This window comes from Amycolatopsis sp. NPDC114504 (assembly GCF_055633595.1).
This window is the reverse complement of record NZ_JBVKDU010000005.1, coordinates 24,230-39,033: the sequence shown is the minus strand read 5'-3', so window position 1 is coordinate 39,033 and position 14,804 is coordinate 24,230. Positions and strand designations below refer to the sequence as shown.

Below are 14,804 nucleotides of genomic sequence, written 5' to 3'. Positions count from 1 at the left end.
GCGGCGAAACTCAGACCAGGTCGCGCGGGATCCGCCGTCGTCGGCGTGACTACGGCTGCAGCAGGATCTTCTGGGCGCCGTCGAGCTTCTTCTGGAAGATCTCGTACGCGCGGGGCGCGTCTTGCAGGGGCAGCTTGTGCGTGGCGAAGCCCTCGACGCCGAGCGGGTCGCCGTCCGCGGTGAGCACCGGCATGATGTCGTCGAGCCAGTGCCGGACGTTGGCCTGGCCCATCCGCAGCTGGACCTGCTTGTCGAACAGCTCCATCATCGGCATCGGGTCGACCATGCCGCCGTAGACGCCGGACAGCGAGATCGTGCCGCCGCGGCGGACGCTGTCGATGGCCGCGTACAGCACGCTCAGGCGGTCGATGCCGGCCTTCTCGGTGATCTTCGCGCCGAGCTGCTGCGGCAGCAGGTTGACGAAGTTGTGCGCAAGCTTGCCGATCGGGGCGCCGTGGGCCTCCATGCCGACGGCGTCGATGACCGAGTCCGCGCCGCGGCCGTTCGTGAGCTGGCGGATGCCGTCGCCGATGTCCTTGTGGTCGCGGGTGTCGATGGCGGTGGCGCCGTGCTCGCGGGCCCGGGCGAGCCGCTCGGGCACGAGGTCGACGCCGATCACCTGGCCGGCGCCGCGGTGCCGCGCGATGCGGCAGGCCATCTGCCCGATCGGCCCGAGCCCGAAGACGACGACCGTGCCGTCCGCCGGGACGTTCGCGTACTCGACGGCCTGCCACGCGGTGGGCACGACGTCGGAGAGGTACACGAACCGCTCGTCCGGCGGGCCGTCCGGGACCTTGATCGGGCCGTACTGCGCCTGCGGGACGCGCAGGTATTCGGCCTGGCCGCCGGGAACCTGGCCGTAGAGCTTGGTGTAGCCCAGCAGCGCGGCGCCCTTGCCCTGCTCCTTGACCTGGGTGGTCTCGCACTGGGACTGCAGGCCGCGCTCGCACATCCAGCAGTGGCCGCAGGAAATGTTGAAGGGGATCACGACGCGGTCGCCGGGCTTGATCCCGGTGACGGCGTCCCCGACCTCTTCGACGATCCCCATCGGCTCGTGGCCGAGGATGTCGCCTTCGGTCATGAACGCGCCGAGGACTTCGTACAGGTGCAGGTCGGAGCCGCAGATCCCGGTCGAGGTGACGCGGATGACGGCGTCGGTGGACTCCTCGATCTTGGGGTCCGGTACGTCCTCGACGCGGACGTCGCGCTTGCCGTGCCAGGTCACTGCCTTCATGGCTCTCCCTTGTCCGCGTGCGGGTCTCGGACCCGGTTTCCCGCACGCGGGTCAGGCAAACGCCCCTCAGGTCAGCGCGTCGGCCACCAGGTACACCGCCGCCGCGACGGCCGCCGCGGCCGGGAACGTCAGGACCCAGCCCAGGACGATGTCGCGGGCGATCCCCCACCGCACCGCCGACAGCCGCCGCGTCGCGCCGACGCCCATGATCGCCGCCGTGATCACGTGGGTCGTCGAAATCGGAGCCTTCACCGCGAACGCCGTCACGTACAGCACCGACGACGCCACCGACTCCGCGACGAACCCGTGCGGCGGGTCCAGGGGGAACACCCGTCGTCCCAGGGTCCGCATGATCCGGAGCCCGCCCGAGTAGGTGCCCAGCGACAGGGCCCCGGCGCACAGCAAGGTGGCCCACAGCGGGACGTCGAACGTCTTCTGCTCACCCGCCGCCACCAGCGCCAGGACGATCACGCCCATGCCCTTCTGGGCGTCCTGGAGACCGTGGCCGAGGGCGAGCGCCGACGCCGAGAGGATCTGGAACCGGCGGAACACCCGGCCGCTGCGGTGCGGGTTGGCGCGGCGCAGCAGCCACAGCGCCGCGACCATGGCGAAGTAGCCGAGCCCCAGCCCGAGCAGCGGCGACGCGACCATCGGGATCAGCACCTTCTCGCCGATCCCGGCCCAGTGCACGGTGCTCGCGGCGGCCAGCGCGGCGCCGACCATCCCGCCGATCAGCGAATGCGAGGACGACGACGGGAGCCCGAAGTACCAGGTCGTCAGGTTCCAGGTGATCGCCCCGGCGAGCGCGGCGAAGACGACGGTGAGCGCGTCCGGGCCGGCCGGGACGTCGATGATGCCCTTGGCCACCGTCGCGGCGATGCCGGTGGACAGCAGCGCGCCCGCCAGGTTCATCACGGCCGCCAGCAGCAGCGCCGCGCGCAGGGTCAGCGCCCGCGTCGACACCGCGCTCGCGATCGCGTTCGCCGCGTCGTGGAAACCGTTGGTGTAGTCGAAGAAGAGCGTCAGGACGATGACGACGACCAGGGCGGCGGTGCCCGTCACTCACGACTCCTTGACGGCAATGGTCTGCACCACGTCGGCGACGTGCTCGAACGCGTCGGCCGCCAGCTCGAACTGCTCGACGACCTCCTTGGTCTTCAGCACCTCGAGGGCGTCGCCACCGGGCTCGAACAGGTGCGCCAGGATCCGCCGGTAGATCCGGTCGGCCTCGTTCTCCAGCTCGTTGATCTCGATCCAGTACGGCTCGAGGTCGCCCACCTTGGCCAGGCCGGGCATCGAGGCCGCGGTCAGCTCGGCGCACCGGGACAGCACCCGCACCAGCAGGTCGGTACCCGGCGGGAACGCCTCGATGCGGTACAGCACGGCCAGGTCCGCGGCGGTGTCCATGAAGTCGAGCGCGTCGTCGATCTTCCCGGCCAGCGCCTGGATGTCCTCGCGGTCGAACGGGGTGACGAACGAGCTGTTCAGCTCCACCATGATCGTGTGCATCAGCTCGTCGCCCTGGTGCTCGACCTCGTGCAGGCGCTTGGCGAGGGGCTCGCGATCGGCCGGTTGGGCGGCGACGAGGTCGTGCAGCACCGCGGTGGCGGTCACCAGGTTTCTCGCGGCGTCGGTGAGCAGGTCGAAGAACCGGGTACCCCGCGGGGTGAAGCGCATGAAAAGCCGTCCCTTCGTCGACGCGACCGCCACGAACCGGGTACCCCCCGATCCGGCGCCCGAGCGTACTGCCCGGCCCCGCACCCGGCGCGCGGAGGCACGATGACCAGGCGCGCCGGGCTTGCGGGGACCGGAGCCGGGTGGCCGCGTACCGGCAGCTCGACCCCTTCGGCGAACGCGACGCTGGTCTGTACGGCCTGCCGCCGGTATCGCGCCGAGGCGGAAGCCGTCGCCGTCCGCTGAGCCGGTCAGCGGTCCTCCAGCTTCTCCACCAGGAGCCGGGCGGGGAGCGTCATCGTGCCCAGGCCGAGGCGGGCCGGGACCCCGTCGCCCTCCGCCGTCACCAGCCGCAGCTCCAGCTTCTCCAGCAGCGCGCGGCACTCCTCCAGGTCGACCGGCTCGCCGGCCACCGCCACCGACTGGACCGCGCCGGCCAGCAGGTGCACCAGGTCCGCGAGCGCGTCCCGCGCGTCCGGCCAGGGGTATTCGAACGGGTGCTGTTCGCGCCGGACCGCCGTGGTGCGGACCGCGGCGATCAGCTGCGCCACCGAAGGCCACAACGCGATCAGTGTCCGCAGTGGACGCTCGTGGCGCGCCCCGGCCTTCGGGCGGCCGCGGCGCAGGTTGAGCCGCCGCCCTTCCCGCGTGAGGCCGGCCGCCTCCTCGGCCGCCAGCACCTGGCTCCGCGCGTCCTGGGCCTGCGACAGCAGGTCGTCGAGGTTCCCCGGCTCGTCCCGGCGGACCAGGTCGGACAGCGACTCGAGCAGGTCCGCCAGCGCCGTCCCGAGCCGGTCGGCCGCGGTGGCCAGGCGTTCGCCGTAGAGCGGCGGGAAGATCAGGGTGTTCACCGCGACGCCGATCGCCGCGCCCAGCGCCGTCTCCAGGAGCCGGTCGCCCATCAGCGCCGAGTCCCGCGCTGTGCCGTAGGAGACCAGCAGCATGCCGGTGACGCCGACCCAGACCCCCGAGGTGCCGAAGCGCCGCCAGTTCCCCGCGAGCAGCCCCACGAAGACGACGACGGCCAGCGCGACCGCCTGCGACGGGATCAGCCGACCGGCCACGGCCGCGAGGAGCACGCCGGTCGCCACCGACCCGACTTGCTGGAGCCACCCGCGCAGCGACCGGTACACCGTCGCCTCGACCAGGAAGATGGCCGCGTAGGGCGCGAGAAACGGCTGCGGCAGCTCGAGCAACAGCGTCGCCAGCAGCCACGCCCCGGTCGCGGCCAGCGTGGCCTTGGCCGCCTGGACGACGATCCGGCGTTCCCGGCCCGGCACCCGCAGCGCGCGGGCGATCCACGTCACGGGAGTCCGGTCGTGCTGCTCGGTTTCCGCCGGGGCGAACGCGGCGGCGAGGCCGCGCTTCACGTCGTCGCCCGCCTTCAGCCGGAGCGCGCGGACGCGGGCACGCCGTCCGGTCATCCCCACCTCGCTTCGTGTCCCTGTCCGGTTACCCGCGCGCCCCGCGGTCGACACGCCGGGTTCTCCCGTCCACTTCGGATCCCGTGTTTAGTCCGTCGAGGACGTGGTAGCCGCCGAAGAGAGTTTCCCCGAGACCAGGGGCTCGCGTTCCGGCTGCAGGGACCGGCGCGGGTCCCGGCCGCGGGCCGGACGACGGATCTCCCAGCCCCGCCGTCCGGCCCCTCCCCCTTGCGCGAGGAGGTCCCATGACGTCCGCCGAGACCCGCTCTCGGATCGGTGCGGCCTGGCTGCGCCCGGTCGGCGGCGGCGCATGACGAACGGCGAGACGGCGGTCGTCGTCCAGCACCGCCTGCACGCCGGGTTCGCGGTCCGGTTCCCGTGGCTGCGCCGCGCGCTGGGTCCCCGTAGCGGGCTGGAGCTCGACGCCGGCGGCCTGCGCGTCCGGCTCGGGCCGTGGCTCGTTTCGACCCCGCTGAGCAACGTCGCGGGCGCCGAGGCCGGCGGTCCGTACAGCCCGCTTCGCGGTCTCGGCGTGCGGCTGTCGCTCGCCGACCGCGGCCTGACCTTCGGCACGACGACCGGCGGCGGCGTGTGCGTGCGGTTCCACGAACCGGTGCCGGGCATCGACCCGTGGGGCCTGATCCGCCACCCGGGCCTGACGGTCACGGTCGCCGAACCGGACCTGGTCGCCGCGGCGATCAACCGGGTGGTGACGGGGGCGTGAGCACGGTGAAGAACCGGCTGCACCTCGACCTCGCCCCGGGGTCCCGCGACGAGCGCGCGGAGGTGGAGCGGCTGGTACTGCTGGGCGCGAAGGTTCTCCGGCCGCGCTGACTCAGGCTTGGCCCTCGGGCAGGCAGACGTCGTCGCTCGCGTACGTCGCGAGGCGTTCGTCGAAGCCGTCCTGGGCCCCGGGTCTCCGGAAGTCCGGTGGGTCCGGCTGGCCCGGGTAGCTGTCGCCGTAGAGACCTCGCACGAACGCCACCACCGTCCTCGGGGACGGCAACACGTCTTCGCCGAGGTACGCGAGCACCACCACGTCCTCGCCCGTCGCCGACTCCACCGCCGCCGCCCAGCCGTCGCGCTCGTCCCACAGCAGCGCCGTCTCGTGCTCCGGGAACCGCGCCAGCCGCTGCTCCAGCGCGAGGTACGCCGTGGCGGGTGCGTCCACCTCGCAGAACCAGGCGGGCGCGTCCAGCTCGGCCGCGACGGCCAGCAGGTACTGCCTCAGCCCGCGCGCCGCCGCGCCGAGCCCGTCCCGTTCGATCATCGCGCGCCTGCCCATCCGGTCGGAACCCCCGCCGGGTGGTACCCCGCCGCCCAGCCCGTCAACCCCGCTGTTCCCCCAGGTGGAGCAGCAGGTCAAGGACATCTTCGTCACTCGTCTGACGGAAATCCGCGTACCACTGGCCGACCGCGCGAAAGTCCGGCGGTTCGGTCACGCAGACGACGTCGTCGGCTTCGTGCCGCAACCCCGCCACCGCGTCCGGGGCACCGACCGGCGCCGCGAACACGACGGTCCGCGGGTGCCCGGCCCGCACGTCGCGCAGGGCCGCCGTCGCGGTGACGCCGGTCGCGAGCCCGTCGTCGACGAGGATGACGTCACGACCGGTGACGCCGATGGCGGGCCGGCCGTCCCGGTAGCGCCCGAGCCGGCGGCGTGCCTCCGCGCGTTCCCGGCGCTCCGCCCGCGCCATCCGGGCGGCGGTGAGCTCGAGCCCGCGCAGGATCGCCTCGTCGTAGATCGCGGGGCCGTTGGGGGTCACCGCGCCGACGCCGAACTCGCGCCGGCCGGGCGCGCCGATCTTGCGCGCCACCGCGACGTCCAGTTCGGCGCCGAGCCGCCGCGCGACGACGGCGGCCACCGGCACGCCGCCGCGGGCGAGGCCGAGCACGAGCGGACCGGTCCAGGTGCGGCGCGCCAGCTCGTCGGCCAGCCGGCGGCCGCCGTGCTCGCGATCGGCGAAGACCCGCTGACCGGCCATCCCCGCTCCCTCCGCGTCGGTCGCCAGGGTAAGCCCGCTCAGGCCCGACGAGAGAGCGCGGAGTGCGTGAATTCCTGTCCGAAACCTGTCTCGGTGAGGACTGGACCAATATTATTAGCTCCCGAGAATGGAGACATCGCCCTTCAGCGCGGAAGGTGACCGATGAACCTCCTCCTCCCCCTGCTGTCCGTGGTCCTCGCGGCCACCCCCACTCCGGCTCCCTCGCCCGCCGCCGCGGCACCGCTGGCGACGATCTGTGACAAGTACTGCGACGCCAGGGATCCCGCCCTCTCCCCCGGCGATCGCGAAGGCGCGTCGGCGTCCATCAGCGGCCGCCGGCTGTCCCTGCACCTCGACGACGGCGACGACATGGGCTGGGCCGCGATCACCGGCGGTGCGGCCGGCGACCACGTCTGGCTGGACCGCTCGTTCGACGCCGGGCGCACGTGGGCGTCGGGCAGCAAGCTGGGCGACACGGCGACGCCGTCCGGGTCGACCGGCTGGCGGACCCTGATGTACAACGCCGACGACTGGAACAACCGCGGCGTCGGCCTGCTGCGCGCCTGCGGGCAGCCCGCGGGTTCGGGGAGCATCGCCTGCACCGGGTGGGCCCGCCCGACGTGGAACGCCTGGGACCGGCGCACCGCGGCCGCGACGGCGCTGATGGAGCGCTACAACCAGGGCACCGGCCTCTTCGACACGACCGGCTGGTGGAACTCGGCCAACGCGCTGACCGCGGTCATCGACAACGCCCGCATCAGCGGCATGGACAGCTACCGCTACGCGATCGACACGACGTACACGAAGAACCTCGGCGCGCAGGGCGGCCAGTTCCGCAACGACTACATCGACGACACGGGCTGGTGGGGCCTGGCGTGGGTGGACGCGTACGACCTGACGGGCGACAGCAAGTACCTGAACACCGCGCGCGCCGACGCGGACCACATGTTCGCCTACTGGGACGGCGTCTGCGGCGGCGGAGTCTGGTGGAGCACGAGCCGCACCTACAAGAACGCGATCCCGAACTCGCTGTACATCCAGCTCAACGCGGCGCTGCACAACCGCATCGCGGGCGACACGACGTACCTGGCGCGCGCCCGCGCGGGCTGGACCTGGTTCGCCGGCAGCGGCATGATCAACGGCTCGAACCTGGTCAACGACGGGCTGACCACGTCGTGCGCCAACAACGGCCAGGCGGTCTGGTCGTACAACCAGGGCGTGCCGCTGGCGGCGCTGACCGAGCTGAACCGCGCGACCGGGGACGCGAGCCTGCTGACGAAGGCCCGCGCGATGGCGAACGCGTCCACGACGAACGGCTCGCTGAACCCCGGCGGCATCCTCCGCGACCCGGGCGAGTCGGCGGGTGGCGGCGGCGCGGACGGGCCGACGTTCAAGGGCGTGTACGCCCGGGATCTGGCGGCCCTGAACAAGGTGCTGTCCGACCACCCGTACACGGCCTACCTGCAGCGGCAGGCGAACTCGGCCTACGCGAACGACCGGAACAGCGCGGACGCGTACGGCCTGCTGTGGGCCGGCCCGTTCGACCAGGCCGACGCCGCGCGCCAGCAAAGCGCCCTCGACCTGATGAACGCGGCCCCCTGACCGGGTCGTGAGTGAGAAACAGGGTTAGAACACTGTTTCTCACTCACGACCTCTCAGAGCGTCTTCTCCAGGCGGCTGGCCAGGAGCTTGATGAAGCGGGCCGGGTCGCCCAGCTCGCCGCCTTCGGCGAGCAGCGCCATCCCGTACAGCAGCTCCGCCGTCTCGGCCAGGCCCTCGTCCTCCGGACGAGCCGTGTGCGCCTCGCGCAGGCCCGTCACCAGGCCGTGCTCCGGGTTCAGCTCCAGGATCCGCTTGATCGGCGGCAGCTCCTGCCCCATCGCGCGGTACATCTTCTCCAGCGTCGGCGACAGGTCGTGCGTGTCACCGACGATGCACGCCGGCGACGTCGTCAGCCGCGACGAGAGCCGGACCTCCTTGACGTCCTCGCCCAGCGCCGTGCCCATCCACGACAGCAGGCCCTCGAAGTCCTTGTTCTGCTGCTCGCGCGCGACCTCGGTGGCCTTCTTGTCCTCGTCCGACTCGAGGTCGACCTGGCCCTTGGCGATCGACTGGAACTGCTTCCCGTCGAAGCCCGGCACCGCGTCGACCCACATCTCGTCGATCGGGTCGGTCAGCACCAGCACCTCGTAGTCCTTGGCGCGGAAGGCCTCCATGTGCGGCGAGTTCTCGATCGACGAACGCGACTCGCCGGTCATGAAGTAGATGTGCTCCTGGCCGTCCTTCATCCGCTCGACGTACTCGCGCAGCGAAGTCGGCTTCTCCGCGTCGTGCGTCGAAGCGAACGACGAGATCTCGAGGATGGCCTCGCGGTTCTCGAAGTCGTCGAGCAGGCCCTCCTTGACCGCCCGCCCGAACTCCCGCCAGAACGTCGCGTACTTCTCGGCGTCGGCGGTCATCATCGTCTTGACCGTCGAGAGGACCTTCTTGACCAGGCGACGGCGGATCAGCTGGATCTGCCGGTCCTGCTGCAGGATCTCCCGCGAGACGTTCAGCGAGAGGTCCTGGGCGTCGACGACGCCCTTGACGAACCGCAGGTACTCGGGGACGAGCGACTCGCAGTCGTCCATGATGAAGACGCGCTTCACGTACAGCTGGACGCCGCGCTTGCGCTCCCGCAGGAACAGGTCCATCGGCGCGTGCAACGGCAGGAACAGCAGCGCCTGGTACTCGAACGTCCCCTCGGCCTGCAGCCGGATGGTCTCCAGCGGGTCCTGCCAGTCGTGGCTGACGTGCTTGTAGAACTCGTGGTACTCGGCCTCGGTGACCTCGCTCGACGAGCGCGCCCACAGCGCCTTCATCGAGTTGACGGTCTCGACCTTCGGCTCTTCGCCCTCGGTGGCGTCGGTGGCCTCGGTGGCCATCCGGATCGGCCAGGTGATGAAGTCGGAGTACTTCTTCACGATCTCCCGGACCTTCGCCGGGGACGTGTAGTCGTAGAGGTGGTCCTCGGCGTCCTCGGGCTTGAGGTGCAGCGTGACCGCGGTGCCCTGCGGCGCGTCCTCGACCGGCTCGATCGTGTACGTGCCTTCGCCGGACGACTCCCAGCGGACGCCCTCGGTGGTGCCGGCCTTGCGGGTCACCAGCGTGACCTTGTCCGCGACCATGAAGCTCGCGTAGAACCCGACGCCGAACTGACCGATGAGGTCCTGCGACGCGGCGGCGTCCTTGGCCTCCTTCAGCTTGCTCAGGAAGTCGGCGGTGCCGGACTTGGCGATCGTGCCGATGAGGGCGACGACCTCGTCGCGCGTCATGCCGATGCCGTTGTCGCGCACCGTCAGGGTCCGCTCGGCCGGGTTCGTCTCGAGCGCGATGTGCAGGTCTTCGGTGTCCGCGCCGAGGTCCTTGTCGCGGTACGACTCCAGCCGCAGCTTGTCGAGGGCGTCGGAGGCGTTGGACACGAGCTCCCGCAGGAACGTGTCCTTGTTCGAATAGATCGAATGGATCATCAGCTGGAGCAGCTGACGCGCTTCCGACTGGAACTCGAGCGTCTCGATCGGGGTGGTCACTTCCGGTCCTTTCCGGTGCGGGGTGCCGAGCGGGCCGATCCTACCGAGGCGGTCCGACATTCCCGGTGCTCACCCGGTCGCGCACTTTATGAACGCAATGTAGGTGGGCCCCGGCTCCCGGGGTGATGCTGGCCACGCCCCGCTGTCGATCAAGGAGGATCGAGTGCCCGGACCCCTGCCCCGGTTGGCGGCCGTTTTCGCCGCGGCCTGCGCCCTGACCACCGCTTTCGCCGCTCCCGCCGCCGCGTCGACCGTCGTCGACCACCCCGTCCGCACCACCGGCTGCGGCCGCGCCGCGCCGGTGCCGTCCGGGGTGACGACCACCCGGCACGTCGGCTCCGGCGGGCTCGACCGCGAGTACACCGTCCACCTGCCGGCGCACTACGACCCGCGCCGGGCGTACCCGCTGCTCCTGTCGTTCCACGGGCACAAGCGCACGTCGCAGTACCAGGAGGAGCTCTCCGGCTTCTCGGCGCTCGACGCGATCTCGGTCTACCCGCAGGGCCTGATCGGCACCGACGGCGAGTCGGCCTGGACCGGCGCGCCCTACTCGGCCGCCGCCGACGACGTCCTGTTCACCAGCGACCTGCTGAACTCGCTGCAGCGCGAGCTGTGCGTCGACAACGACCGGATCTTCGCGGCGGGCAAGTCCAACGGCGGCGGGTTCGTCGGCCTGCTGGCCTGCCGGCTGCCCGGCCGGATCGCGGCGTTCGCCCCGGTGTCGGGCGCGTTCTACCCGCAGGCGGCGCCTGCCACCCGAGCCGGCCCGCGCCGATCCTCGACTTCCACGGCACCGCCGACACGACCATCCCCTACACCGGCAACCCGGCGAAGGGCCTGCCGTCGATCCCGGACTGGCTGGCCGGATGGTCCACAAGGGACGGTTGCTTCCCGAAGCCGGTGTCGTGGACGCCGGTGCGCGGGGTCGTCGCGCAGAAGTGGCTCGGCTGCGACCGGCGGAGCACGCTGGAGCACTACCGCGTCGAAGGTGCCGGGCACGTCTGGCCCAGCACTCGGCCGAACAACGACTCGGCCACGCCGACGGTGATCGACGCGACGCCGGTCATCTGGCGGTTCTTCCGCACGCATCCGCTGCGGTGAAACACGATTGACGCACCACTTTCCTCTCGGCGACGATTTCCGCCGAGAGGAAAGAAGGTGTGTTGTGAAGGTGCTCGTCCTGAACGCCGGATATGAGCCGCTGCAGACGGTCTCGGTGCCGCACGCGATCCGCATGCTGGTCCGGCACGTCGCCGAGATCCACGAGGCCGAAGACGGTCTCGCGTACGGGCTGTTCCCGCGCCCGAAGATCGTGCGGTTGCTGAGGTACGTCGTCATGAAGTGGCGATATACGCAGCCGCCCCGCTGGTCACGCCGCGGGGTGCTCACCCGTGACGGCCACCGCTGCGCGTACTGCGGCCGCCGCGCCACGACGATCGACCACGTGACGCCGCTGAGCCGCGGTGGTCCGCGGACGTCGTGGCTGAACACGGTCGCGGCGTGCGGCGGCGCATCCCGCAGCTGCAACGCGCGGAAGGCCGACAAGCTGCCGGCGGAGGCGGGGATGACGCTGCGCTTCACGCCGTACGTCCCGACCTGGGACCAGCTGCACGCGCTCGCGGGGTGAGGCGCTCGTCGGCACGCACGGGCGGGGGTCGTTAAGCTCGAACCGAACGTCCCCCGCATCCGTGTGTTCCGGGGAAGGCCGGGAGGTCGTCGTGACCGACGCAGGAGAGCTGATCGCCGGGCGCTACCGGCTGGTCGACCGGATCGGCCAGGGCGCGATGGGCGTCGTCTGGCGTGCCCGCGACGACCGGCTCGACCGCGTCGTCGCCGTCAAGCAGCTGGGCTACGACCCCTCCGGCGGCGGCCAGGGCGGCGCGCGGGCGCTGCGGGAGGCCCGGCTCACCGCCCGGCTGCGGCATCCGCACGCCATCACCGTGCACGACGTCGTCGAGCACGACGGCGCCCCGTACCTGGTCATGGAGTACCTGCCGTCGCAGAGCCTGGCCGACGTCCTGCTGGAGCGCGAAACCCTGCCGGCCGACCAGGTCGCGCGGATCGGCGAGCAGGTCGCTTCGGCGCTCGCCGCCGCGCACGCCGAAGGCATCGTCCACCGGGACGTCACGCCCGGCAACGTCCTCACCACGCCCGAGGGCGTCACGAAGATCGCCGACTTCGGCATCTCCCGCGCCACCGGCGAAGGGACCGTGACGGGCGGCGGGTTCATCGCCGGCACGCCCGCCTACCTGGCGCCCGAGGTTGCCGGAGGTGCCGAAGCCGGGTTCCCCTCGGACGTCTTCTCCCTCGGCGCGACGCTCTACCGCGCGCTGGAGGGCACCCCGCCGTTCGGCACCGAGGACAACACGATCGTCCTGCTGAAACGGATCGCGCGCGACGAGGTCATCCCGCCGAAGCACGACGGCCCGCTGGCCGAGGTGCTCGGGCGGCTCCTGCACCGCGACCCCGACCAGCGGCCGGCCATGGCCGAGGTGCAGGAGCTGTTCGAGGCCGTCACCGGCGGCCGTCCGCTGCCGCCGCCGCGCCCCCGGCCTCGCACCGAAACCCGCATGCTGCGCGTCCACCGGCCGCGCCGCCGGGTGGTGCTGGCGTCCGCGGGCGGCGCCGTGCTGCTGGCGCTCGGCGTGGTGATCGGGACGGCGCTCGTCCCGGACGGCAGCACCCCGGTCGCCGCGCCCGCGTCGTCGGCTCCCGCCACCACCAGCGCGCCGCCGACGACGTCCGGCACCCCCGCCGACCTGGGCTGCGCCGCCCGCTACGACGTGACGAACTCCTGGCCGGGCGGCTACCAGGTCCAGGTGACGGTCCGCAACGACCACGACACCGGGCTGCGCGGCTGGAGCGTCCGCTGGTCCCTCCCCGACGGGCACCACATCGCGGGCCTGTGGAACGGGACGTTCACGGTCGAGGGCACGACGGTGACGGTGGACAGCGCCGACTGGAACGCCAAGCTCGACGCGGGCGGCTCGACGACGTTCGGCTTCAACGCCGTGACCGGCACCGGCAACGCCGCCGACCGCCCGGAGCTCACCTGCCGGACGGTCTAGGCAGCGTCGGCCAACGCCCCCCTCAGCCGCGGATCCGGTCGAACGGCAGCCGCAGGACCTGCCCCGCGGGAACCGGCGCGTTCCGCACCCGGATCGCGTCGAGCTCCGCCGCCGACAGCGCCCGGCGGTAGAAGCGGACCTCGTCGAACGAGCCGTTCCAGCGGAACTGGTTGTCCAGCCGCTGCCCCAGCTGCAGCTGGAACGACACCGTCTGGCTGACCGACCCGGCCGCGGCGGTTCCCGAAGCGACCTGGACGCCGTCCACCCACAGCAGCAGCTTCCCGCCGGTGCGCTCGAGAGCCACGTGGTGCCAGGCCTGGTCGTCATAGGCCTGGGCCGACAAAATCGACGCACTCCCGGCCGACGTCGTCATCATCGCGATCAGCCGGTGGTTGGCCGGCTCGCCGCGCAACCACAGCTGCGGTGCGGTCGTGCCCATCCCGCCCAGCCAGAACAGCACCTGGTTGCCCTTCGTGGCGCCGTACCGGAACCAGCCGGTCCACGTCAGGTCGCCGTCGCCGGGCGGTTGCGCCGGGTCGTACGGCACCCGGACGTAGTCGTCGACGCCGTCCAACGCCACCGCGCTCCCGAAGCGACCGGCGGCGAGGGAAGCGCCGCCGAGGACCCGGGCGTCCGCGTGTCCCGAAACGTCCGGTGTGGACGGTCCCGCCGAGTTGTGCCGGCCCAGGTACGACTCGTCGAAGCGCGCGAACCGGATCTCGTCACGCGCGTCGACGGCGCCGCCCTCGTACAGCAGCCCGATCCGCGAGCCGCCGATCCCCACCAGGTCCGAGTACCCGGACCAGTCGGTCGTGATCTGCGTGCCCTGCTCGGCGTTCTCCCACGTCCGGCCGCCGTCGTAGGACGAGCGGATCATCATCCACCGCCGCCGGTCGGTGTCCGACGGTGACGAGAACAGCAGCCGGTCGCCGAGGCGCAGCACCGCTCCCTGCACCATCGGCGTCACCAGGTCGGGGATGGTGGTGAAGGACCGGGAGAACGTCTCGCCGCCGTCGCGGCTGAGGGCGTAGTCGCGGTTGCCGATGTCGGTGCCGCCCTGCTCGCGGCCGCCGGCGTAGATCGACCCGTCGGGCAGCTCGGCGACCGTGACCTCGGACGGCTTCTGCGTGTACGTGGCGCCGACGGGATGCGGATAGCTGTTCACCGCGCCGACGTGCCAGCTGCGCCCGCCGTCGTCGCTGTAGACCAGGCCCGCGTGGTTCTCGATCGAGTTCTTGCCGTCGCTGGTTTCCGCGTTGAAGCCGAACACCAGACGTCCCGCGTGCCGGCCGCGGGTCAGCTGGATCCCGTGGACCGGCCCGGACGCGTACCACGAATCCCAATTGGGGAGCTTGGCCTGCGCGCTGATGTCGACCGGAGTGGACCACGTCAGGCCGTCGTCGTCGCTGTACTGCGAATGCGGCGTGCGCGGGCACGGGACGTCGCACGCCTTGTCGTCGGTGCGGCCCTTGTTGTACGTCGTGATCAGCACGATCCGGCCGGTGCGGCCGTCCACGATGGGGACCGGGTTGCCGTGGGTGTCCCCGCCGCCGGGGTTGACGACCTGCAGCGGCGACCACGTCTTCCCGCCGTCGGTGGAGCGCTTGAGCACGAGGTCGATGTCGCCGGTGTCACCGCAGTTGTCGATGCGGCCTTCGGCGAACGCCAGCAGCGTGCCGTGCGTGGACTTCACGATCGCCGGGATCCGGAAGCAGCTGTACCCGGGGTCTTGCGAGGCTTTGAACAGGACCTGCTGGTCGAACTGCGGCGCGGCCTGCGCCGGGCTGACGGCGAGCAGCGTGCTCGCCACCAGGGCCACCAAGGCGGCCCATCTCCCCAGTGTTCTCATT

General features: G+C 71.8%; 13 protein-coding genes and 1 pseudogene. 6 read left to right on the top strand and 8 right to left on the bottom strand.

Annotated features, from left to right (window positions below; translation table 11 throughout):
• Window positions 1-49: 49 nt before the first annotated feature.
• From ACZ7PG_RS36325 to ACZ7PG_RS36310, 4 genes are all read right to left on the bottom strand, one after another.
• Window positions 50-1,234, bottom strand: a complete 1,185-nt coding sequence (locus ACZ7PG_RS36325) for a zinc-dependent alcohol dehydrogenase (protein WP_470243706.1) — start codon at window positions 1,232-1,234, stop codon at window positions 50-52.
• A gap of 66 nt (window positions 1,235-1,300) precedes the next feature.
• Complete coding sequence (locus ACZ7PG_RS36320; RefSeq protein ID WP_470243705.1) at window positions 1,301-2,296, bottom strand: inorganic phosphate transporter; 996 nt, start codon at window positions 2,294-2,296, stop codon at window positions 1,301-1,303.
• Window positions 2,297-2,911 (bottom strand): DUF47 domain-containing protein, encoded by a 615-nt coding sequence (locus ACZ7PG_RS36315; protein WP_470243704.1) that lies wholly within the window; start codon window positions 2,909-2,911, stop codon window positions 2,297-2,299.
• A 248-nt stretch (window positions 2,912-3,159) separates the two neighbouring features.
• A complete protein-coding gene (locus tag ACZ7PG_RS36310) occupies window positions 3,160-4,332 on the bottom strand; it encodes an FUSC family protein (RefSeq protein WP_470243703.1) in 1,173 nt (390 codons plus the stop codon).
• A gap of 310 nt (window positions 4,333-4,642) precedes the next feature.
• On the opposite strand from ACZ7PG_RS36310, the gene ACZ7PG_RS36305 reads away from it, so the two are divergent.
• Window positions 4,643-5,056: a hypothetical protein gene (locus ACZ7PG_RS36305; RefSeq protein WP_470243702.1), complete on the top strand. Its 414-nt coding sequence runs from the start codon at window positions 4,643-4,645 to the stop codon at window positions 5,054-5,056.
• Window positions 5,053-5,166, top strand: a complete 114-nt coding sequence (locus tag ACZ7PG_RS36300; RefSeq protein WP_470243701.1) for a VOC family protein — start codon at window positions 5,053-5,055, stop codon at window positions 5,164-5,166. The genes ACZ7PG_RS36305 and ACZ7PG_RS36300 overlap by 4 nt, the downstream gene beginning before the upstream one ends.
• A gap of 1 nt (window position 5,167) precedes the next feature.
• Here ACZ7PG_RS36300 and ACZ7PG_RS36295 read toward each other — a convergent pair whose 3' ends face one another.
• The gene (locus ACZ7PG_RS36295; protein ID WP_470243700.1) at window positions 5,168-5,602 is read right to left on the bottom strand and encodes a DUF6292 family protein; all 435 of its coding nucleotides are present in this window, start codon (window positions 5,600-5,602) and stop codon (window positions 5,168-5,170) included.
• A 58-nt stretch (window positions 5,603-5,660) separates the two neighbouring features.
• Window positions 5,661-6,317 carry a phosphoribosyltransferase gene (locus ACZ7PG_RS36290; protein WP_470243699.1) on the bottom strand — a complete coding sequence of 219 codons (657 nt, stop codon included), beginning with the start codon at window positions 6,315-6,317 and terminating at the stop codon, window positions 5,661-5,663.
• A gap of 162 nt (window positions 6,318-6,479) precedes the next feature.
• On the opposite strand from ACZ7PG_RS36290, the gene ACZ7PG_RS36285 reads away from it, so the two are divergent.
• Window positions 6,480-7,919, top strand: coding sequence for a glycoside hydrolase family 76 protein (locus ACZ7PG_RS36285; RefSeq protein ID WP_470243698.1), 1,440 nt, complete (start codon window positions 6,480-6,482; stop codon window positions 7,917-7,919).
• A gap of 53 nt (window positions 7,920-7,972) precedes the next feature.
• Here the strand turns inward: ACZ7PG_RS36285 and htpG are convergent, their stop codons facing one another.
• Window positions 7,973-9,886 carry a molecular chaperone HtpG gene (gene htpG / locus ACZ7PG_RS36280; RefSeq protein WP_470243697.1) on the bottom strand — a complete coding sequence of 638 codons (1,914 nt, stop codon included), beginning with the start codon at window positions 9,884-9,886 and terminating at the stop codon, window positions 7,973-7,975.
• Between the two features lie 163 nt (window positions 9,887-10,049).
• On the opposite strand from htpG, the pseudogene ACZ7PG_RS36275 reads away from it, so the two are divergent.
• From ACZ7PG_RS36275 to ACZ7PG_RS36265, 3 genes and pseudogenes are all read left to right on the top strand, one after another.
• Window positions 10,050-10,987, top strand: a pseudogene (locus ACZ7PG_RS36275) (CE1 family esterase).
• A 64-nt stretch (window positions 10,988-11,051) separates the two neighbouring features.
• Window positions 11,052-11,513, top strand: a complete 462-nt coding sequence (locus ACZ7PG_RS36270) for an HNH endonuclease (RefSeq protein WP_470243696.1) — start codon at window positions 11,052-11,054, stop codon at window positions 11,511-11,513.
• A 91-nt stretch (window positions 11,514-11,604) separates the two neighbouring features.
• Window positions 11,605-12,954 (top strand): protein kinase domain-containing protein, encoded by a 1,350-nt coding sequence (locus ACZ7PG_RS36265; RefSeq protein ID WP_470243695.1) that lies wholly within the window; start codon window positions 11,605-11,607, stop codon window positions 12,952-12,954.
• Window positions 12,955-12,976: 22 nt separating this feature from the next.
• On the opposite strand, the gene ACZ7PG_RS36260 is transcribed toward ACZ7PG_RS36265, so the two are convergent.
• Window positions 12,977-14,803 carry an exo-alpha-sialidase gene (locus tag ACZ7PG_RS36260; protein WP_470243694.1) on the bottom strand — a complete coding sequence of 609 codons (1,827 nt, stop codon included), beginning with the start codon at window positions 14,801-14,803 and terminating at the stop codon, window positions 12,977-12,979.
• Between the last annotated feature and the right edge of the window lies 1 nt (window position 14,804).

Excerpts from the sequence above, each read along its gene's own strand:
- ACZ7PG_RS36310 (WP_470243703.1), bottom strand. The coding sequence starts at position 4,332 with ATGACCGGACGGCGTGCCCGCGTCCGCGCGCTCCGGCTGAAGGCGGGC.
- ACZ7PG_RS36315 (WP_470243704.1), bottom strand. The coding sequence starts at position 2,911 with ATGCGCTTCACCCCGCGGGGTACCCGGTTCTTCGACCTGCTCACCGAC.
- ACZ7PG_RS36290 (WP_470243699.1), bottom strand. The coding sequence starts at position 6,317 with ATGGCCGGTCAGCGGGTCTTCGCCGATCGCGAGCACGGCGGCCGCCGG.
- ACZ7PG_RS36285 (WP_470243698.1), top strand. The coding sequence starts at position 6,480 with ATGAACCTCCTCCTCCCCCTGCTGTCCGTGGTCCTCGCGGCCACCCCC.
- ACZ7PG_RS36325 (WP_470243706.1), bottom strand. The coding sequence starts at position 1,234 with ATGAAGGCAGTGACCTGGCACGGCAAGCGCGACGTCCGCGTCGAGGAC.
- ACZ7PG_RS36305 (WP_470243702.1), top strand. The coding sequence starts at position 4,643 with ATGACGAACGGCGAGACGGCGGTCGTCGTCCAGCACCGCCTGCACGCC.
- ACZ7PG_RS36295 (WP_470243700.1), bottom strand. The coding sequence starts at position 5,602 with ATGATCGAACGGGACGGGCTCGGCGCGGCGGCGCGCGGGCTGAGGCAG.
- ACZ7PG_RS36260 (WP_470243694.1), bottom strand. The coding sequence starts at position 14,803 with ATGAGAACACTGGGGAGATGGGCCGCCTTGGTGGCCCTGGTGGCGAGC.